The sequence below is a fragment of the Enterobacter cloacae complex sp. 277I4 genome (assembly GCF_050031465.1).
Classification (GTDB): Bacteria; Pseudomonadota; Gammaproteobacteria; order Enterobacterales; family Enterobacteriaceae; genus Enterobacter; species Enterobacter cloacae.
Window position 1 is genome coordinate 3,225,553 of record NZ_JBLGWC010000001.1, and the last position, 19,714, is coordinate 3,245,266.

Consider the following 19,714-nt stretch of genomic DNA (forward strand, 5'->3'; position numbering starts at 1 on the left):
ATGCGCACATTTGTACGTTCAGGCCTGACCGGGCTGGTAATACTGGCGACCAGCGCAGGCGCGCTGGCCCAGGAGGTGACGGTCATGATTTCAGGCGGTTTTAAGGCCGCGCTGGAAAAACTCGCCCCCCAGTATGAAGCCCGGACGGGCGACCATATCGTGCTGATCCCGGGGCCGTCGATGGGACAGACGCCGCAGGCGATCCCCAACCGACTGGCGCGCGGTGAAAAAGCAGACGTGGTGATTATGGTGGGTGATGCGCTGGCGCACCTGGCGAAGGACCGGATGGTCAAAGAAGGTTCGCGCGTTGAGCTGGCGGATTCGCCCATCGGCGTGGTGGTGAAAGCCGGCTCGCAGGTACCGGATATCGCGACCGATAGCGCGCTAAAACAGACCCTGCTTAAGGCCAGCGCCATCGCCTATTCCGACAGCGCCAGCGGCCGGTATGTGCAAACAGAGCTCTTCAAAAAGCTGGGGATTGAAGCACAGGTAGAGGGCAAAGCGCATAAGGTGGAGCGCATCCCGGTCGCCTCTGAGGTGGCAAAAGGGAAATACGCCGTGGGTTTCCAGCAGGTCAGCGAGTTGTTACCCGTGCCCGGCGTAACTTTTGTCGGCAAACTGCCGGATAACCTGCAATACATCACCCGTTTTGCCGGCGCGGTCACCGCTCACGCGGAGCATCCTTCTGAGGGTAAAGCGCTGCTGGATTACCTCGGTTCAGCAAACGCGCAGGAGACCATCACCGCCACCGGGATGATCCCCATCACTCCGCCGCGCGATAACGTGCAGTAATGAGCGTTTCCAGCTCAGCGGCAATCCACGACTGAATACGCCCGCTGCGCCGGATCAGCCCGACAGTGCGTTTGACCTCGGGCTCGGTCAGCGGAATATGCGTCAGGAAGGAGTGCTCAGAGTGTGGCATTGACATGGCGGGGACGGCAGCAATGCCAATCCCCGCCTCTACCATTCCCAGCATCGTGGTGACGTGCCGCGTCTCGCAGATCCCCGGGCGCTCCGGCTTAATATGGCCGAGCATCTGATCGAGCAGATTCCGGTTCCCCGATGTAATGTCCAGGCTGATGTAATCCTGCTGATAAAACGCCTGCCAGGTCAGACTCTTGCGTCCCGCCAGCGGATGATCGCGACGACACGCGGCGACATACACATCCTCCACCAGCGGAATAAAGGTGAGATCTGGCTGCAGGCTCCTCGCAAAACAGATGCCAAAATCCGCCTGCCCGCTGGCCACCGCGTCAATGACGTTGCCCGCGCTGCTGTCGATAAGCTTGATGCGCACGCGCGGATAGCGGCGATGAAACTGGCGGATCACCTCCGGCATAAAATGGCAGGCCGCCGAAGGCACGGTGGCGACGGTAATTAGCCCGGTACGCTCCTCGCTCACCTTGTCGATATCCGCCAGCATCGACTCCACGTTTTCCAGAAGCTGCCCGCAGCGGTCGGCAAAGGTCTGCCCGAAGAGCGTCAGCGTCACGCGCCGGGTGGTTCTGTCGAACAGTTTCGCGCCGACGGCGGTCTCCAGCTTTTCAATGCGGCGGCTTAAGGCGGACTGGGAGAGGCAGATAGATTCTGCGGCAATACGGAAGTTACCGTACTCCACCAGCGCTCTGAAGGCATAAAGATCGTTGAGGTCGAAATTGACGGGCATAGATTCTGGCAATCCTTAGCGCTTTCTGGAAACTCGAATATTCATAATAGCGACTTATGAATCAGCGGCAACCTCCACCGCTGATGCGTATCCAGAAAGCGCGATGCGCCTTAGTGGGAGTCGATATATGACTCGGTCACCGAATCCACCAGCGCCATCTCTTCACGGCTCAGCAGCATCTCAATATTCACCAGAATAATCATTCGACTGTCGAGCACGCCCAGCCCAAGCAGGTAGCGGCCAGAGAGCACCGAGGCCACGTCCGGGGTCGGCTTGATGTTATCCACATCTATCGACAGCACGTCCGCCACGCCGTCAACCACGATACCCACCACGCGATCGTTCAGATTGAGCACGATGACCACCGTTTTGTCGTCCTGTGACGGATCGGGCAGATCAAAGCGTACGCGCAGATCGACAATCGGCACAATCACGCCGCGCAGGTTGGTTACGCCGGTAATAAAGTTCGGCGCGTTCGGAATGCGCGTGAGGCGATCGCAGCCACGGATCTCCTGCACTTTAAGAATATCAATGCCGTACTCTTCATCGCCCAGGCGGAATACGAGGTACTCCTGGGCGATGGCGTCGGTTGCGGCGGGTTTACTGGCGGTTGCTACAGTCATGCATTTACCCCCTCCCTCTGGGGTTGTGGAGCGTTGAGCGTTGAAAGCTCAACCACATCAAGGATCAGCGCCACGCTGCCATCACCGAGGATGGTCGCTGCAGAGACGCCAGGCACTTTGCGATAGTTATGTTCAAGGTTCTTAACCACCACCTGCTGCTGGCCGATAAGCTGATCGACCCACAGCGCATAGCGGCAGCCCGCGCTTTGCACAATAACCACAATGCCGTCATCGGCAGGCGCTTCGCCCGCCACCGAGAGGCGCTGGCGCAGCAGCACCAGCGGCAGATATTCACCGCGCACCTGCAGCAGACGCTCTTCGCCCACAAAGCGGCACAGCATGTCGTCGGTCGGCCGCAGCGACTCCATCACCGCGCCCAGCGGCAGGACGTAAATCTCGTCCCTCACCTTCACCAGCATGCCGTCGAGGATCGCCAGCGTCAGCGGCAGAATAATGCGAATGGTGGTCCCGGCCCCCGTCGTCGAGAGTACGTCCACGTGGCCGCCCATCGCCAGAATGTTGCGTCGCACCACGTCCATGCCGACGCCACGCCCGGAGACATCCGTCACGCTCTCGGCGGTAGAGAAACCGGCGGCGAAGATCAGCATCCACACGTCGTCATCACTCATGGTGTCGCTGATGGTCATCCCCTGCGAGCGGGCTTTGGCGAGAATTTTCTCCCGGTTCAGCCCCGCACCGTCGTCGCTGACCTCAATCACAATATTGCCGCCGTGGTGTTCGGCTGAAAGCGTCAGGTTCCCGGTCACCGGTTTACCTTTTGCGGCGCGCACCTCTTTCTCTTCAATGCCATGGTCGAGGCTGTTACGCACCAGGTGGGTAAGCGGGTCGATAATGCGCTCAATCAGGCTCTTATCCAGCTCGGCGGAACCGCCTTTCAGGGTCAGTTCGACCTCTTTATTCAGGCGAGCGCCCAGGTCGTGCACCAGCCGCGGGAAGCGGCTAAAGACGTAGTCCATCGGCATCATACGGATAGACATCACCGACTCCTGCAGCTCGCGGGTGTTGCGCTCCATCTGCGCCACGCAGCCGGAAAGCAGATCGTAGCTGGCCGGATCGAGGGTTTTCGATAGCTGGGAGAGCATTGCCTGGGTGATAATCAGCTCACCGACCTGGTTGATGATCTGGTCGACTTTACTCACCGCCACGCGAATGCTGCCCGACTCCTGACTGGCTGCGCGTGGTGCGGGTGGCGCTTTTTTAATAACGGTTTCAGGTAGCGCAGCAGGCGTTGGTACCGGCGGAGTGGCTTCTGCAGAACGTATCTCAATCTGCTTGCTGTCGAGCACAAAGCAGAGCACGGCGGTGATATCCTCCGCCGAGGCAGTGGTCTGTAGCGTGACCGTTATGCTGTCTGACGTCGCCTCAACGTCTGTCACCTCGCCCATGTTGGTCAGCTCGTCGCGCAGCGTCGTCTGTTCGCGCGCCCCGACGTTACGCAGGGTCACCACCAGTGTGGTTTCCGTTTCCTGCGTCGTGCTGGCAGACGCTGGCGCGGGTTCGGCTGGCGTCACAGGCTGCTGGCCTTCAAGGGCAATCTCCCTCAAGGCTTCACAGATATAGCGATAACGGGCTTCATCAGGCTCCTGCGAAGACTGATAGGCTTCCAGCTGCGCTTGCATAATGTCCTTACATTCCAGAAAAAGGTTGATGATTGAGCGACTGAGCGTTCTCTCCCCTGCCCGCGCCTGGTCAAGGAGGTTCTCCAGCAGGTGGGTCGTCTCCTGTAATGCGGTAAAGCCAAAGGTGGCCGCGCCCCCTTTCAGCGAGTGTGCCGCACGAAAGATGGCGTTCAGTTGCTCCTGGTCCGGTGCTTCTATGTCAAGCTGCAGCAAAAGCTGCTCCATCTCAGTCAGCAGTTCTTCCGCCTCGGTAAAGAAGATCTGCGAAAAATCATTCATGTCCATCGGTATAGCCCTGCACATTTTGCAGATTGATATCGCTCAGCACGCTATCTGCACGCTGGGCCTGCGTATCTTCCAGACGGATCTCCTGCTCTTTCGAGCGGCTGAGCACCAGGATGCTGATGCGGCGGTTTACCGCACTGTCCGGCGGCGTGTTCTCCAGCGGCATCCGGCTGGCAGTGCCGATCACGCGTAAGAAGCGTTCATCGTTAAGGCCGCCCCGGACCAACACCCGGCGGGCGGCATTTGCGCGCCCGGCGGATAGCTCCCAGTTGCTGTATCCGCCGTCGCCACCGGCATACGGCAGCGAATCGGTGTGCCCCGTCAGGCTCAACGCGTTTGGCAACTCCTGCAGCAGCGGCACCAGCGCCTGCAGAATGCCGTTCATGTAGGATTCCGGCAGTTCACTGCCGACGCGGAACATCGGGCGGTCCTGCGAGTCGGTGATCTGGATCAACAGACCGTCGTTGGTAAGGTTGAGCAGAATGTTGGATTTAAAGTTATTCAGCCGCGGATCGGTTTCGATCATCTTCTGCAGCTTCTCTTTCGCCTGCTTCAGGCTTTCGAAGCGCTTGTGCTTATCGATACTGGCAATTTGTCCTTTAAACACCTCACCCTGCCGCTTGAGAATGTCATCCCCTCCGCCGGGAATGACGCTGTCGCTCAGGCTGGTTTTATCGCCGTTGGCCATCGAGGGCTTCAGCGGCATACGGAAGTAATCCGCAATGAGCTCCCTTTCCATGTCCGTGGACTGCGCCAGCAGCCACATCACCAGAAAGAACGCCATCATTGCGGTCATAAAATCGGCATAGGCAATCTTCCATGTCCCACCGTGGTGGGCATGTTTCTTCTTCTTACGCTTACGTGAAATGATGACAGGCGTGACGTTCTTCATGCGGCGTCGTCCGAGGTTTTGGTTTTCAGCGTGGCGTTAGATTTGACTTCACGCACGTGCTCTTCCAGCTCTTCAAACGATGGACGTTCGCTGGTAAAGATGGTTTTACGACCAAACTCAACCGCAATCTGCGGGGCATAACCATTCAGGCTGGAAAGCAGCGTTACCTTAATGCACTGCAAAATTTTGACCTGGTCAGAACTCTTCTGGCGCAGCAAAGTCGCCAGCGGCAAGACAAAACCATAAGCGATAAGGATCCCGAGGAAGGTGCCCACCAGCGCGTGACCAATCAGCATACCCAGCTCCGCCGCCGGGCGATCCGCCGACCCCAGCGCGTTAACCACCCCCATCACCGCCGCCACAATACCGAACGCCGGAAACGCATCGCCTACCGTGTTCAGGCTGTGGGCGGGCACTTCCAGCTCCTCTTCGCAGGTTTCGATCTCCTCGTCCATCAGGGCTTCGATTTCATGGGAGTTCATGCTGCCGCCAATCATCAGACGGAAGTAGTCGAGGATAAAGTTGGCGAGCATCGGGTCGCTCATCAGGCGGGGATAGGCGCTGAAAATATCGCTGTTCTGCGGGTCTTCGATATCCTTTTCCAGCGACATCAGCCCGTGAACGCGGCTCTTAGAGAGCAGCAGGAACATCAGGGCCATCAGATCCATATACACTGCTTTGTTGTAACGCTTGCCAGCAAAAACCTTAACCATCGCCTTTCCCGTAGCCTTCAGGGATTTGATGTTGTTACCAACGATAAAGGCCCCGACCCCGGCGCCGCCGATAATCAGTAGTTCCAGCGGCTGAAACAGCGCCGTCAGGTTTCCGCCGGACAGAATAAAACCACCAAAAACGGTCAGAATGACAACAAGATAGCCAACAATAACTAACACACCTTCTCCTTAACTTTCATTGACCGATGCCGGTGTCCCGGCATCAGGTAAGCGCCATCTTGCGCACAGCCGTCCGGGGTTACGCCGTCATGATTTCCGGCGCGGCAAACGAGCCCAGAAGCCCGGTATTACTCACCTGGGATTTTTTAAGCGCGCGCGACGGCGGACTGCACAAGCTGCAGGTAAATGGGTTTTTAATAAATTCGGTGGTGACGATAAAACCACCGCCACACACGCTGCAGGCTTTACGCGAAATAATGCCGCAGTCGATAAAGCGTAATAATGTCCAGGCTCGGGTCAGCCCCAGAACCGGCTTATCATCAGCACAGGAACTGCACTGTTCCAGATAAAGACGATAGGTCTTCATCAGCATTTCAATAGCGCGCCCCTGCTCGGTCTTTTTCAAATACAGGTAAATGTTATAGAACATCGAAGAATGAATATTCTGTTCCCACGACATAAACCAGTCTTCTGAAAAAGGCAACATGCCTTTCGGCGGTGGGCAACCGCGTAATTCCTTATATAAACGAAGCAGACGGCGGCGGCTCAGGGAGGTTTCTGATTCCAGCACCTGCATTCTCGCGCCCAGGGAAATTAATCCCATGGCAATATTCACCTCTTCAATTTCCTGCAGCAGACTTTTTTCACCACACATGATTATGCCTCCTCTGCCGCGACGGTTTCTTCTTCGCTTAAGGCGTTAAGAAGATTGGTCGACAATATAATGCCAGTATGGATCTGCTGTAGTGCCTCAATACGAGAATCTTTCGTTAAATTCTCAATAACCACCTCATCGTCAACGCGCAAACGACAGATAAGCTGGTTGGTTGTTGCCAGTTTCATTAACTGCGGCAACGATAATTCTTTCAAATTATTGATTGTCCCTTCAGACAATCCAAGGCGAAAACCGGCCGCAAATTTATCCTGGCGAATAAGCTGCTGGGCGAGCAGAAGATAAGACAGGTTAATGTCATGAATATTTTGCAGGTACTCATCGAAATTGGACACAGGCGAAAACTCCCAATGTTATTCAGCCAATAGCTGGCGTGTCAGTTTAGATAGATAACGTTTCCGAACCGATGCAGAGAGTCTTTTGGTATTGATATTCACTAAGGTAAGCCAATCTTCCTCAGTAAATGCAATACTGTCATATCAATGCCAAAGGAGGCTGCATCACAAAACTGGCAAAATCATAAACACTAAGCATTTTCCGAACAAGCGACAGAAATTTCTCTAAATTTTCAAATTGACGTTAAACTATTGATTTAAAAACTTTAACAATCATTGTTAAACGTTATTAAACCTTGATTTTAACTATTAACCTTGCCTTACCCACTGTATTAACATTATAAATGTTAATACTCTGTAATTATCTGCACGCTGACTCCATACGACTTCTTAACCTTTTCACCGCCAGGCTGTGTAATTGACTCACGCGCGTTTCGGTGATCCCCAGCACCAACCCAATTTCTTTCATATTCAAATCCTGCAGGTAATAAAGCTGCAACAGCACCTGTTCTCTTTCAGGTATGAACTGAATATGTTCAGCTATCTGTTCCAGCAAATTCTGCCTGATGGTATCGTTCAGCGGATTAAGCTGTTCATTCTCCTCATCGCTCGTTTCCCAGCTGTCGGCATAATTTTCCTGTAATTCATCAACTGAATACATCTGGCTGGAGTTATTATCTGCCAGCATCTGGTGAAACTCCTGCAGCGTCACGCCCATGCGCTCTGCAATTTCAGCTTCGCTGGCTTCGCCCCCTTTTTCCTGTTCTATTTGCTGAATAATAGCGACAATTTCCCGGGTATGGGTACGTACCCGACGTGGAACCCAATCACTTTCTCTCAGCTCATCTAATAAAGCCCATTTTACCCGCTGGGCGATCCACGCCGTGAGCGTTACGCCTTTTTTCGGATCGAAGCTCTCTATCGCGTTTAAAAAACCTATCGAACCCGCCTGAATTAAATCATCCAGTTCGACGCTGGCAGGAAGCCGTTTATGTAAACGTAATGCTTCCTGTCGCACCAGATAGTGATATTTTGACCACACTACCGATTTATCTTCCAGCCCTTCAGCCGTATAAATACCGTTCACGATTGCATTCCACCTGCTATTCTCTTTAAGAATTATCCGGTGAAATGGCGCATTCAAATAGTGCGATAAGCCTTTATAAAAATGCGCATTCTGATACTTCGTTTGTATTAACAGGCTATTTTATAAAATAGCATTATTAATGGCGGTATTTAATAAGATTAAAAGGTTTCCCACTGGGCCAGGTCAGGCTCTTTTTGACGCTGCGGTTTATTCACTTCCACAGGCACCTTCGCCATCGCGCTCTCATGGTTCAACCTGAATTGCGCTACCAGTTTCTCCAGCGCATCGGACTGCGCTTCAAGTTCGCCCGCCGCCATTGCCGCTTCTTCCACCATCGCCGCGTTCTGCTGGGTTACCAGATCCATTTCGTTCACCGCCTGTGAAATCTGGTTGATACCCGCGCTCTGCTCGTCCGACGCCGAGGTGATTTCGCCCATAATCTGCGTTACCTGCGCGACGGAGGTCACGATCTCCTGCATCACCGTACTGGCCTGCCCGACCTGGCGCGAGCCAATATCAATATTGTTCACGCTGGTGTTGATAAGCTGGCTAATCTCTTTGGCCGCATCGGCGCTGCGTTTTGCCAGGTTACGCACTTCTTCTGCCACCACCGCGAAACCGCGCCCCTGCTCCCCGGCACGCGCCGCTTCCACCGCTGCGTTCAGGGCGAGGATGTTGGTCTGGTTGGCAATACTGTCGATCACGCCGTTGATGTCGGCGATCTGGCGCGAGCTGGTGGTAATTTCCGCCATAATCTGCTCCAGGCTCTGCATTACCTCTCCGCCGTTATGGGCATTGTGGCTTGCGCTTTCCGCCAGTTGGCGCGCCGCGTGGGCGTTGTCGGCATTCTGGCGCACGGTAGTTTTGATCTCTTCCATGCTGGCTGCCGTCTCCTGCAGCGCTGCCGCCTGCTCTTCGGTGCGGGAAGAGAGATCGTTATTGCCGTGGGCAATCTCCTGGGCGTTGGCGTGAATACGCTGCACGCTGTCACGGATGCCGAGGATCGTACTGGTCAGGGAAGTACGCATGGTCTCCAGCTCGGTCAACATGTGGCCAATTTCATTCTGGCTGCCAGTGTCAATGGGCTGACTCAGATCGCCCGCCGCCACGCGACGCAGCATTTCAACCGTGGTCTCCATACGACGCACCAGGGTATGACGCAGCCAGTAACGCACGGCAAGCAGCAACCCGACGGCCAGAATGAGTACGACAATCCCCACGCCCAGCATAATCTGGTAGCCGCGCTCGGAAGCATGAATATAGCTTTCGCTCATGCGGGCGCTGGCATCGGTATACTGATCGACCTTATTACGCAGCGCGGTGCGCAGCTCCATATCGTGTTCCAGCGACCCGGAATACCCTGCCGGGTTATGCAGGTAGCCCAGCTTAATTTCGGCAACCTTGTACACTTCGTTGAAAGCCGCATTGACCTCAGCCGCCAGACGACTCTCCTCCGGGGTGTTAAACGGCGAGGCCATAAACGCATCCATATTACGACGCGCAAGTTTCACCACATTCACCGTATGTTTGGCAACATTCTCAGAAACCGGGTTACCCAGCGCTGCCTGCAGCATCAGGCCGTTGGTATTGGCCATTACCGCGCTGATGTTATAGGCGGCATCGCGCATCTGATCGTTATTTTCAGAGGCCACGACAATACGTTTGAAATTTGTATTATTTGAGACTGTGTCATAGACAGAATAGGCGGTTACGCCGAACAGCATCACCGCAAACAGGCCAATAATAAGGCTGATTGCGCTAAAAATTTTGAGTTTCGTTAACATAGATTTTCACCGGCCGCGCGAGGCCGGTGCCTGTGGGAGTCAATTAAAAGATTAGCCAGCGGACATATTGAAGAGGTTCATCGACTGCATTTTTTTGTAGACGAACATCGACGCATTAAAAGCCAGCTCCGACATCTGAGATTCAGAGACCAATGTCACCAGCTTGCTGGTATCGGAGCCGATAGCGTTTTGCACTTTTACAATGGTGTCGTTGATCAGCACGTCTCCGGAGAGATCCAACGCATCAAGCTGCTGCAGGTTGGTGCCCAGCTCGGCCTGGGCTTTACCCAGACGGTTGATGCCTTCATCAACCTCAACCATGGCTGCGCTGAGCGCGGCTTCCAGGTTAGCGTCATAATCAGCGTCGCCAGGATCCGCGGTTAATGCCGCCACGGCGTCTTCCAGCACCGTGAAAATATCACCAAAAATGTCCCTACCCAGATGGCTGACCTGCATCCCGGTACCGTCTGCCACCGTTAGCCTGCGAACATGGTCAGCATTCGTACTGCCCTGATAAACGCCATCTTCATCAAACGCAGGCGTATCGGTTTTAAAACCCGAAAAAATATAGTTCCCGCTGGCGTCGCGGTTATTGGCCAAATCCATCAGATTGGCGCGGATGCCTTTGATCTCCTCCCCCAGCGCCCGACGATCCTCCGGCGAGTAAGAACCCGTTTTCGCCGCAACAATTTTTTCCTTCAGGGTGGTGGTTAATAAATTCCCCACGCCGTTGAGAATATTGTCCTGGTACTCCAGCGCGCCGCGGGCGCGGGAACGCACGTTGCTATACATCTCCAGCTTCGCCAGCGCGTCCTGGTGCTTCACCGCATCGGTTGCCGCCGCCGGGTCATCCGACGCTTTCAGCAGCGTCTTGCCCGCCGACATCCGCAGATAGACGTCGTTGCTCTGGCTCATGCGCTTCGTCATGGTCTCCGCGCTATTTTTATACATATACAGCGTACTTAATCGCATCATCGGTTCCTTATCGGATTGACAGCAGGGCGTCGAACATATCGGTCGCGGTTTTCAGCAGCTGCGCGTTGGCGTTGTAATACTGCTTAAACATATCCAGGTTGATGTACTCTTCGTCCATATTGACGCCGGAGAGGGCCTGTTTGGTGTCGTACTTGGTCCTGAGGTCGGTTTCGGCGCTGACCAGCGCGGATTTCACGCCGCGCGCGCGGTCACCGATGGTGCCCACCAGGCTGGCGTAGGCTTCGGTCAGCGTGTTGTCACCGATGAGCTTCTGATCCTGGATTTTCAGCATCTCTTCCAGGTTAGTGTTGTCGCCAGGGCCGCCGTCTTTATCCCCCGCTGCTGCAAACTCCTGCGCGCTGCCTAAGCTGCGGGCCATCCCTTCAGCGGCACCCGCTATGGGGTTAAGGGTAAAGCTGTCGCCATCGTCAAAGCCGCCCCCCGAAACATCGATCTCAATCCCGTCAAAGGTCAGGTTATCGCCAACGAGGGTGGCCGGTACGGTGCGTCCATCTTCACCCGTGACCGTCCATCCCCCTGCGCCATCACTGGTGACGGTGTAGTTTTCCGATTTCACATCTGTATAGTTGGTAACGTTAATCGCCCCCAGCTTGCCGGTCCCGGTGTTCTTCGCATTGGCGTAAGCTTTAATATCCGCCAGGGAGAACAGGTCACCGCCTTTATCGCCATCAGGCGTATAACCTTCCGCATGCTGCTCGTTCATACGGTTCGCCATCGTAAAGGCGATCTGATCCAGCTCCTGACGGGCAATGGTCAGGTCTTCATTACGGAACTTGAACAGCCCGCCCAGGCGGCCTTTGGTGATACTGCTTTCATCCAGCGGCGAGGCGTTCTCGTTCGCATCCACGTAGGAGACGATGGTTTTGTTCGGATCGGCATCCGACGGCGAGGTTTGCAGTTTATACGCGCGATCCCCGGAGACCAGCGGACGTCCGTCGGACAGAAGCACGTCAACCCGGCCCGTGGTTTTGTCTTCCGTAACGGTGATGCCAATATGCTCGCTCATCTTTTCCAGCAGCGCATCGCGCTGGTCGAGCAGATCCGCCGGCGGGGCGCCATTCGCCTGGGCGCGCTCCAGCTGTTTATTGACCTCTGCCAGCTGCTGGGTATAGCTGTTGATGTCTTTGGCGCTCTGCTCAATCTGCGTATTGGTGCTCTTCTCAAGCGCGGTCAGGCGTTTGGCGCTGGCGTTGAAACGGTTCGCCAGCGTACCGAGGGCGTTAAATACCGCCGCGCGCGCCGGGCCGTCCGCCGCATCGCCGCTCAGCGTCGCCATGGCCTTGAACATATCGTTCAGCGAGACCGAGACGTTATCGGATTCGTCGGCCAGCATGTTGTCGATATCGCTCAGCTGTTCCATCCGCCCATTGAGAGAGGCGTAATGCGACAGCGAGCCGCGCAGCTCATTGTTGGCAAAGGCGTCATAGGCGCGCTCTACGCCACCGGCGCGCGCGCCGTAGCCGAAAAAGCCCTGCCCGGTAGTCATACCGCCCAGTTCGCCAATGATCAGGCTGCGGCGGCTGTAGGTGCCGGACATGCCGTTGGTCAGGTTATCGCCCGTCACGCGCAGTGCCGCCTGCGCAACGCTCAGGCCGCCTCTCGCCAGGTTAAATAAGTTATTCATAAGATCCGGATATTCCCTGTTTGCAGGCCCGGCGTTCGCAACCGGGCCAGAAAGTTCATGGCTCTGTCTATTTCATCGGTGAATCAAAAATTCTCTAAAAAATTTTATCTAGATCGTGTTTATAGGCGTTCATACCCTGCTGAATATCGCCTTTCACTTTCTGAATAATGGTGATGAGCTTTTTGGCGTAGGCCGGGTCGGTCGCATAGCCGCCCGCCTGCAGCGCCCTCGCCCCCTGCTCCGGCGAACCGGACTGCACCACGCCGCGATAGCGCGGGTTTTTGGTCAGCAGCTTTGCGTAATCTGCGAGCGCATGTTCATACGAGTCGTAGACGCGGAACGCCGCTTTCACCTTCTGCTTCACGCCGTTGATGTATTCGGTGGTGGTGATTTCAGTGGTTTTACCGCGCCAGTCTCCCGTCGCTTTAATGCCGAACAGGTTGTGGCTCGGGCGGCCGTCCGCCGCCGGGATTTCGCGTTTCCCCCAGCCGGACTCCAGCGCCGCCTGGGCGAGGATCAGATGCGGATGCAGCCCGCTCTGCTGCGCGGCCGCCTGGGCCGGGCGCAACAGACGGGCAATAAACGGATGCGCCCCTTCCGCCGGTTTGGCGAACGATACGGGCGCAGGCAGGCGCAGTGGGCCGGTGGCGGGAGCCGAAGACAGATCCGGGCGCAGGAAATCACGTCCTGGCGCGCTCACCACGGGTTCATCACTCTCCCCACCCAGCTGGCGGACGATAAGATCGGCAAAGCCGAGCTGACCACTCCCGGCAATATTCTGTGCAACCTGCTGATCGTGCATCGCGGTGTACATCTCGGAAGACTGGCTGCTCAGCAGATCGTCCTTAAAGGTGGCATCGCGCATGCTCTTCATCATCATCTGCACGAAAATGCCCTCCATCTGCTTTGCCGCCGCTTTCAGTGCGCCGGGCGTTTGCCGCCCGGCCTCCCGTTTCAGCGTATCCAGCGAACGAACGTCAAACGCTGGCTGGTCGAATTTATCGAAGGCGTTCATCAGTTCACCTCCAGCTTCGCTCGCAGACAGCCGGCGTTTTTCATCGCCTGCAGGACCGACATAAGCTCGTTTGGCGTGGCGCCCAGGCTGTTGAGGGCGCGGATCACCGCGTTCAGATCGGTGCTGCTACGCACGTTCTGCAGCGAGCCGCCGCTGTCACGCACCGAGATATCGGTCTGCGGCACCACCACCGTTTCGCCGCCGCCAAACGGCGTATCCGGCTGGCTGATAATGTTATTCTGCATCACCTCCACCGTCAGCGAGCCGTGCGCCACTGCGCAGGCGTCGAGCGAGACATGGCGGTTCATCACCACCGAGCCGGTACGCGAGTTCACAATCACCTTCGCGTCCTGCACGTTTACCCGTAGCGGAATGTCCTGAATATCGGCCAGGAAACGCACGCGGGACGGGCCGTCCGGCGGCGCGAACAGGCGCACGGTACGGGCATCTTCCGGCAACGCCGCCCCGCCGCTGTAGCGCTGGTTAATGGCGTCGCTGATCTGCTGCGCGAGCGAGAAATCGGTCTCGTTCAGTTGCAGGCGCACAATGCTCTGGGTGGCAAAATCGTTCGGCACTTCCCGCTCTACGGTCGCCCCGCCGCTGATACGCCCGCCGTTCAGCTGGTTCACCTGCACGCGGCTGCCGCCCGCCTGCGCCCCTGCGCCGGAGATCAAAATATTGCCCTGGGCGATGGCGTAGATCTGGTTATCAGCCCCTTTCAGCGGGGTCATCAGCAACGTGCCACCGCGCAGGCTTTTGGCGTTCCCCACAGAAGAGACCACGATGTCCAGCTTGTCGCCGGGGCGGGCAAACGGCGGCAGCTCGGCGGTGACCATCACCGCCGCGATGTTTTTCAGCTGCATATTGGTGCCCGGCGGGACGGTGATCCCCAGTTGCGAGAGCATGTTGTTCAGGCTCTGGCTGGTGAACGGGGCCTGCATGGTCTGGTCGCCGGTACCGTCAAGGCCGACAATCAGGCCGTAGCCCATCAGGGAGTTGGAACGCACACCCTGTACCGTCGCCAGATCGCGGATACGTTCCGCATGGACTACTTTGGGTACCGCCAGCGTCATGCCATAGAGCAGGATGCTGAGAAAAAACAGGACAGATTCTTTTTTCATGGTCATATCAGAAAGGAGAGAGGTTCAGGAACAGGCGTTGCAGCCAGCCCATGTTCTGCGCTTCGTTGATGTAGCCGTTGCCGACGTACTCGATGCGGGCGTCCGCCACCTGGGTGGACGGCACGGTGTTGCTGCCGCTAATGGTGCGCGGGTTCACCACGCCGGAGAAGCGGATAAATTCGGTGCCCTGGTTGATGGCGATCTGCTTCTCGCCCACCACGCCGAGGTTGCCGTTGGGCAGCAGCTCTTTTACGGTGACGGTAATGGTCCCGGTAAAGGTGTTGCGCGCCGCCGCGCCGCCCTTCCCCGCGAAATCGTTTTTACCTTCGGCTTCGAAATCCGCTTTGCCGTCGCCCAGCCAGCCGTTGAGTTTGGTCGGTACCGCAATCAGCCCCATCCCGGCCGATCCATTACGGTTGGCACTGGCGGAAGAACTTTTGCTGGCGCTGACGTTCTCCTGCAGCAGGATGGTCAGCGTATCGCCCACGTTACGCGGGCGGCGGTCTTCGAACATGGGCTGATAGCCGTAGTTCATGGCCTGCCCGGCCTGAAACAGTGAGCCGCCGGTGGCCGCCGGTGCCATCGGTAATGGTGTTGCCGTGGTAGGACCCTCAACGAGGGGCTTTTGCATGATGTGCGCGCAGCCGCTGAGCAGCAGCGTGCTTGCCAGCAGCGCAGCCGCCGGAATGTGCATAGACAGTATTTTCATTTCAGTGTCGATAAAATGTCTGGCCGCACGCGCGGCCAGAGAGGATTAAAGCTGGGAAAGACGCTGCAGCATCTGGTCCGATGCCGACACCGCCTTACTGTTGATTTCGTAGGCGCGCTGCACCTGAATCATGGTTACCAGCTCTTCCGCCACGTTGACGTTGGAGATTTCCACATAACTCTGCTTCAGCGTGCCCGCGCTCTCCATGCCGGGGTTCAGCTCGTTCGGCGCACCGGACGACTGCGTCTCTTTGTAGAGATTGCCGCCGATGCTTTCGAGCCCTGCGTTGTTGACGAAGGTGGTCAGCGTCAGCTGGCCGATCTGCTGCTCTTCCGCCTGGCCAGGCACCTTCACGCTGACAATGCCGTCGCTGCCGATGTTCAGCTTGGTGGCATCCTGCGGGATAACAATCCCTGGCTGGATCGGATAGCCTTCGGCATTCACCAATTGCCCGTCCGGGCTTTTTGAGAAGTGGCCGTCGCGGGTGTAGGCGGTGCTGCCGTCCGGCATCTGCACCTGGAAGAACCCTTCCCCTTCAATGGCCACGTCGTACTCATCACCGGTCGGGTTCATTCCACCCTGGGTGTGAACGCGCTGCGTTGCCACCGGACGCACGCCGGTACCCAGTTGCAGGCCGCTTGGCAGCGTATTCTGCTCGGTCGACTGGGCGCCAGGCTGGCGCATGTTCTGATAGAGCAGATCCTGAAACACAGCACGCTGACGCTTAAAGCCGTTAGTGTTGACGTTCGCCAGGTTGTTGGAGATAACGTCCATATTGAGCTGCTGTGCTTCCAGCCCGGTTTTTGCGATCCATAAAGAACGAATCATTGTGACTCCTTGCGCGGGCTTAGCTCACGCTTAATAGCTGATTGGCTTTCTGGGCGTTCTCGTCGGCGGTACGGATTACCTTCATGTTCATGTCGAACCCGCGGGAGTTGGCGATCATCTGCGTCATGGCCTGTACCGGGCTGACGTTGCTGCCCTCGATGGCCTCTGGCGTCAGACGCAGGGTTTCATCCTGGGCCAGCATCTCGCCGCCTGCGGTGCGGAACAGGCCGTCGTCGCCGTGAACCAGGCTGTTCATGTCGGCGTTGACCAGCTTCAGACGGCCAACCGGCACTAGCGCCGTCGGGTCATCGCCCATGCCGAGTGCCGAGATGGTGCCATCGCTACCGATGGTGACGTGGGACTGCGGCGGCACTTCCAGCGGTCCGCCGTCGCCCATCAGCGGACGGCCGTTGACGCTGAGCGCCCCGTCCTGATCCACGTCAATAGCGCCGTTGCGGGTATAGCCTTCACTGCCGTCGTCCAGCGCCACTGCCAGCCAGCCGTCCTGCGGCAATGCCACGTCCAGGCTGCGCCCGGTGTGGGTGATTGGTCCCATGGTGGTGTCGTGAAACGGGGTGGACTCCGCCACCAGCGCGCGGGTGCGCAGGGTTTCCCCTTCAATGGGCACCGAGCGAAAGGCCGCCAGCTGGGCGCGAAAGCCTGCGGTGGAGCTGTTCGCCAGATTGTTTGAGGTGACCGCCTGGCGGTTGAGCGCCGCGTTAGCGGCACTCATGGCGGTATAAATAGCGCGATCCATTACTCAGCCTTAACGCAGGTTAACCAGCGTCTGCAGTACTTCAGACTGGGTTTTGATGGTTTGTGAGTTGGACTGATAGTTGCGCTGATAGACGATCATGTTGACCATCTCATCGCCCAGGTTGACGTTGGAGGATTCAAGCATATTGCCGCTAATATCACCGAAGCTACCCGAACCAGAGGTGCCGAGGAACGGCTGGCCAGACTGTGAAGTCTCCGCCCACAGGTTGTTGCCCTGCTGCTCAAGACCGCCCGCGTTGGCGAAATCGGCCAGCACCACCTGCGCCACGGTTTGACGTTTGCCGTTGCTGTAGATGGCGATCACTTCGCCAGTGTCACTGACCTGATAGCTGTTAAATTTACCCGGCGCCTGGCCGTCAATCTCGTCGAGCTTGACCTGAGTATCGCTGGCGTTTTGGGTGATATTCAGATCGAGATTCAAATCCAGCGCAGCTGAGCCGTTGTAAGCCGCACCCTTGATATTCAATGTCACCGGCGCGGTAAGCTTGCCGTCGGTGCCAAACTTAAGCGTCTGCTCGCTCCATCCGCCAGCAGCACCAGGCGCAGTGGAGTCCTGAGCGTGCGCTTTCCACTCACCTTCTGCGGTATGCACGTAATACACTTTAATGGCGTGCTTATTCCCCAGACTGTCGGTGGCGGTCACTTCACTGACATAGTTGTAGGTATCAGCGTTGTCAGGATCAAAGGCTGGCGTCGCCGGGATAATCTTATCATCGGACTTCAGGTTGCCAGCTACCGAGCCTTTGGTGGACGCCGCCGGTGGCATATCGTCCGTTGGGATACGAATCGGTCCCACTTGAGCACCAGGGTTAATCACCCCGTCCGTCGCCTGGTAACCGGTTAAAAATAGTCCGTTGGTTTTGTTGACGATATAGCCGTTTTCATCCTGTTGAAACTGACCGTTGCGGCCGTAGAAAACGCTGCCCGCTTCGTCAACCATGCGGAAAAAGCCGCGACCGGAAATCCCCATATCCAGCGCGGAGGCACCGTTCATCAGTGCACCGTCACCAAAGTTCTGACTTACACCCGCAACCTGCACCCCCATCCCAGTTGAACCGGCAAAGATATCGGCGAAAGAGACGGAGCCTGCTTTAAACCCCACGGTCTGGGAGTTGGCGATATTGTTACCCACCACATCCAGCGCTTTTGCTGCGGCACTCAGGCCGCTAAGACCTTGTGAAAAACCCATAATTTATTTCCAGATTATTTTTGAATGACAAAGACTTTGTTCATGCCAATCGGATCGTTATTCAGCAGATGCAGAATCGGCCCGCTCGGATCCATCGTGACGCCCTGAACCTGATCCTGAACCAGCCCAATCACTTCCGGGTTTTCACCCTCTGGATTGCTGGCCTCAAAGGAGAGGGTGTATTCCCTGTCGCGCGGCGGTCCCGGCTCCGGCTTGAAGTTTTCCAGGTCGTCGAGGTTGAAGGTATTCATCCCCTGCTTCACGTTCTTCAGCTCTGCGGTATAGGCCTTATCTCCGTCGTGCAGCGTGACGGTGACCGTTTCGGCATCGGCCGTCAGCGCGAAGTGGAAGTCGTCCGAATTGCCCGGGATCTCCACGCCTTCCTGCATGATGCCGATACCCGGTTCGCCAAAGGAAACCTTTGCCTCCCCTTCTATCAGCACGCTGCGACCCACCCAGGAGGAGGCGCTCATGCTGCCGAGCTGGACCATCCATGCCTGTACATTCGCGACAGAGGTATTGAGCTTCTCCACGCCCGCCGCCATGTTGAACTGCGCCAGCTGTGAGGTGAGCTGGTTGTTATCCATCGGGTTGGTGGGATCCTGGTTTTTCATCTGCGCCACCAGCAGGGTCATAAACTGGTTCGACAGATCCGCCGCGCTGTTGCCGGTACCAGTGCCACCTGCGCCGCTGTTGTTGTTAATCGAAGAGACCGCCATATGCGTCCTTACTGACCAAGCGTTAATGTTTTCAGCATCAGGCTTTTGGCGGAGTTCATCACTTCCACGTTGGCCTGGTAGCTGCGGGAGGCCGAAATGGTGTTCACCATCTCGTTCATGACGTTGACGTTGGGCATGCGCACGTAGCCCTGTTCATCCGCCAGCAGATTGCCCGGCTCATAGACCAGGCGGTCCGGCGCGCTGCTCTCCACCACGTCGCTAACCTGCACGCCACCGATCTCCTGACCGGCAGACGCGTCAACGGAAAACACCACCTGACGCGCGCGGTACGGCTGCCCGTCCGGGCCCGCCACGCTGTCGGCGTTGGCCATATTGCTGGCGCTGACGTTAAGGCGGCGGGACTGGGCGGCCATCGCCGAGCCCGAAATATCAAATACGCTAAAGAGCGACATCGTTGATTACCCCTGACTGAGCACAGTCATCATTTTTTTAATATCCGCGCCAAGGAACGTCAGTCCCGACTGATATTTCACGGCGTTATCCGCAAAATTGACGCGCTCACGATCCATATCCACGGTATTGCCGTCGGCACTCGGTTGATCCGGTACGCGATAGAGCAACTGACTGTCGTCAAACGGCCTCGCTTTACCTTCAATATGCTTATTTGACGTTAATGACAGTGATACGGGTGATTTCGCCATGGCGTTATTTTCCATGGCGGCTTTTAGCTGCTGAGTAAAATCAATATCTCGCGCCTTGTAGCCCGGCGTATCAGCATTCGCAATATTTGAAGCCAATATATCCTGACGGCGCGACAGCAAACCTAACGCCTGCTGCTGAAAGCGAAAGGCGTCATCAAGTTTATTCATGACAACAGGACTCCTGTCTCGCGTTATT

General features: G+C 56.7%; 21 protein-coding genes. 1 reads left to right on the forward strand and 20 read right to left on the reverse strand.

Translation table 11 applies throughout. The features are described from left to right. Nucleotides 1-792 (forward strand): substrate-binding domain-containing protein, encoded by a 792-nt coding sequence (locus ACQG19_RS15825; protein ID WP_246932511.1) that lies wholly within the window; start codon nt 1-3, stop codon nt 790-792. Here ACQG19_RS15825 and ACQG19_RS15830 read toward each other — a convergent pair. From ACQG19_RS15830 to flgB, 20 genes are all read right to left on the reverse strand, one after another. After that, the gene (locus tag ACQG19_RS15830) at nt 764-1,666 is read right to left on the reverse strand and encodes a LysR family transcriptional regulator (protein WP_023620167.1); all 903 of its coding nucleotides are present in this window, start codon (nt 1,664-1,666) and stop codon (nt 764-766) included. The two genes, ACQG19_RS15825 and ACQG19_RS15830, sit on opposite strands and share 29 nt — an antisense overlap. 110 nt (nt 1,667-1,776) lie before the next feature. Further along, the gene (locus ACQG19_RS15835) at nt 1,777-2,289 is read right to left on the reverse strand and encodes a chemotaxis protein CheW (protein ID WP_013097765.1); all 513 of its coding nucleotides are present in this window, start codon (nt 2,287-2,289) and stop codon (nt 1,777-1,779) included. Beyond that, nucleotides 2,286-4,214: a chemotaxis protein CheA gene (cheA, locus tag ACQG19_RS15840; RefSeq protein ID WP_246932514.1), complete on the reverse strand. Its 1,929-nt coding sequence runs from the start codon at nt 4,212-4,214 to the stop codon at nt 2,286-2,288. The genes ACQG19_RS15835 and cheA overlap by 4 nt, the downstream gene beginning before the upstream one ends. Next, on the reverse strand, nt 4,201-5,106 hold the full coding sequence (motB, locus tag ACQG19_RS15845; protein ID WP_246932516.1) for a flagellar motor protein MotB: 906 nt from the start codon (nt 5,104-5,106) through the stop codon (nt 4,201-4,203). The genes cheA and motB overlap by 14 nt, the downstream gene beginning before the upstream one ends. Beyond that, the gene (gene motA, locus ACQG19_RS15850) at nt 5,103-5,999 is read right to left on the reverse strand and encodes a flagellar motor stator protein MotA (protein ID WP_246932518.1); all 897 of its coding nucleotides are present in this window, start codon (nt 5,997-5,999) and stop codon (nt 5,103-5,105) included. The genes motB and motA overlap by 4 nt, the downstream gene beginning before the upstream one ends. Nucleotides 6,000-6,078: 79 nt before the next feature. Further along, nucleotides 6,079-6,654 carry a flagellar transcriptional regulator FlhC gene (gene flhC / locus ACQG19_RS15855; protein WP_246932520.1) on the reverse strand — a complete coding sequence of 192 codons (576 nt, stop codon included), beginning with the start codon at nt 6,652-6,654 and terminating at the stop codon, nt 6,079-6,081. A 2-nt stretch (nt 6,655-6,656) separates the two neighbouring features. Further along, the gene (gene flhD, locus ACQG19_RS15860) at nt 6,657-7,007 is read right to left on the reverse strand and encodes a flagellar transcriptional regulator FlhD (RefSeq protein ID WP_246932522.1); all 351 of its coding nucleotides are present in this window, start codon (nt 7,005-7,007) and stop codon (nt 6,657-6,659) included. 361 nt (nt 7,008-7,368) lie between these two features. Then, nucleotides 7,369-8,094 carry an RNA polymerase sigma factor FliA gene (gene fliA, locus ACQG19_RS15865; RefSeq protein WP_246932524.1) on the reverse strand — a complete coding sequence of 242 codons (726 nt, stop codon included), beginning with the start codon at nt 8,092-8,094 and terminating at the stop codon, nt 7,369-7,371. A gap of 158 nt (nt 8,095-8,252) precedes the next feature. Beyond that, nucleotides 8,253-9,878 (reverse strand): methyl-accepting chemotaxis protein, encoded by a 1,626-nt coding sequence (locus tag ACQG19_RS15870; RefSeq protein WP_246932526.1) that lies wholly within the window; start codon nt 9,876-9,878, stop codon nt 8,253-8,255. 51 nt (nt 9,879-9,929) lie between these two features. Next, nucleotides 9,930-10,850, reverse strand: a complete 921-nt coding sequence (gene flgL, locus ACQG19_RS15875; protein ID WP_038420009.1) for a flagellar hook-associated protein FlgL — start codon at nt 10,848-10,850, stop codon at nt 9,930-9,932. A gap of 10 nt (nt 10,851-10,860) precedes the next feature. After that, on the reverse strand, nt 10,861-12,498 hold the full coding sequence (gene flgK, locus ACQG19_RS15880; RefSeq protein WP_222168801.1) for a flagellar hook-associated protein FlgK: 1,638 nt from the start codon (nt 12,496-12,498) through the stop codon (nt 10,861-10,863). Nucleotides 12,499-12,592: 94 nt separating this feature from the next. Continuing rightward, nucleotides 12,593-13,513: a flagellar assembly peptidoglycan hydrolase FlgJ gene (gene flgJ / locus ACQG19_RS15885; RefSeq protein ID WP_222168800.1), complete on the reverse strand. Its 921-nt coding sequence runs from the start codon at nt 13,511-13,513 to the stop codon at nt 12,593-12,595. Further along, nucleotides 13,513-14,640: a flagellar basal body P-ring protein FlgI gene (locus ACQG19_RS15890; protein ID WP_222168799.1), complete on the reverse strand. Its 1,128-nt coding sequence runs from the start codon at nt 14,638-14,640 to the stop codon at nt 13,513-13,515. The genes flgJ and ACQG19_RS15890 overlap by 1 nt, the downstream gene beginning before the upstream one ends. Before the next feature lies 1 nt (nt 14,641). Further along, nucleotides 14,642-15,328, reverse strand: a complete 687-nt coding sequence (locus ACQG19_RS15895) for a flagellar basal body L-ring protein FlgH (protein WP_013097777.1) — start codon at nt 15,326-15,328, stop codon at nt 14,642-14,644. 60 nt (nt 15,329-15,388) lie between these two features. Continuing rightward, complete coding sequence (flgG, locus tag ACQG19_RS15900) at nt 15,389-16,171, reverse strand: flagellar basal-body rod protein FlgG (RefSeq protein ID WP_222168798.1); 783 nt, start codon at nt 16,169-16,171, stop codon at nt 15,389-15,391. Nucleotides 16,172-16,190: 19 nt separating this feature from the next. Further along, nucleotides 16,191-16,928, reverse strand: a complete 738-nt coding sequence (locus ACQG19_RS15905; RefSeq protein ID WP_048971631.1) for a flagellar basal body rod protein FlgF — start codon at nt 16,926-16,928, stop codon at nt 16,191-16,193. Nucleotides 16,929-16,937: 9 nt separating this feature from the next. Further along, nucleotides 16,938-18,137, reverse strand: coding sequence for a flagellar hook protein FlgE (gene flgE, locus ACQG19_RS15910; RefSeq protein ID WP_222168797.1), 1,200 nt, complete (start codon nt 18,135-18,137; stop codon nt 16,938-16,940). A 14-nt stretch (nt 18,138-18,151) separates the two neighbouring features. Further along, nucleotides 18,152-18,856 carry a flagellar hook assembly protein FlgD gene (locus ACQG19_RS15915; protein WP_246932528.1) on the reverse strand — a complete coding sequence of 235 codons (705 nt, stop codon included), beginning with the start codon at nt 18,854-18,856 and terminating at the stop codon, nt 18,152-18,154. 8 nt (nt 18,857-18,864) lie between these two features. After that, nucleotides 18,865-19,269 carry a flagellar basal body rod protein FlgC gene (flgC, locus tag ACQG19_RS15920; RefSeq protein ID WP_246932530.1) on the reverse strand — a complete coding sequence of 135 codons (405 nt, stop codon included), beginning with the start codon at nt 19,267-19,269 and terminating at the stop codon, nt 18,865-18,867. 6 nt (nt 19,270-19,275) lie between these two features. Then, a complete protein-coding gene (gene flgB, locus ACQG19_RS15925; RefSeq protein ID WP_013097783.1) occupies nt 19,276-19,686 on the reverse strand; it encodes a flagellar basal body rod protein FlgB in 411 nt (136 codons plus the stop codon). Nucleotides 19,687-19,714 lie beyond the last annotated feature (28 nt).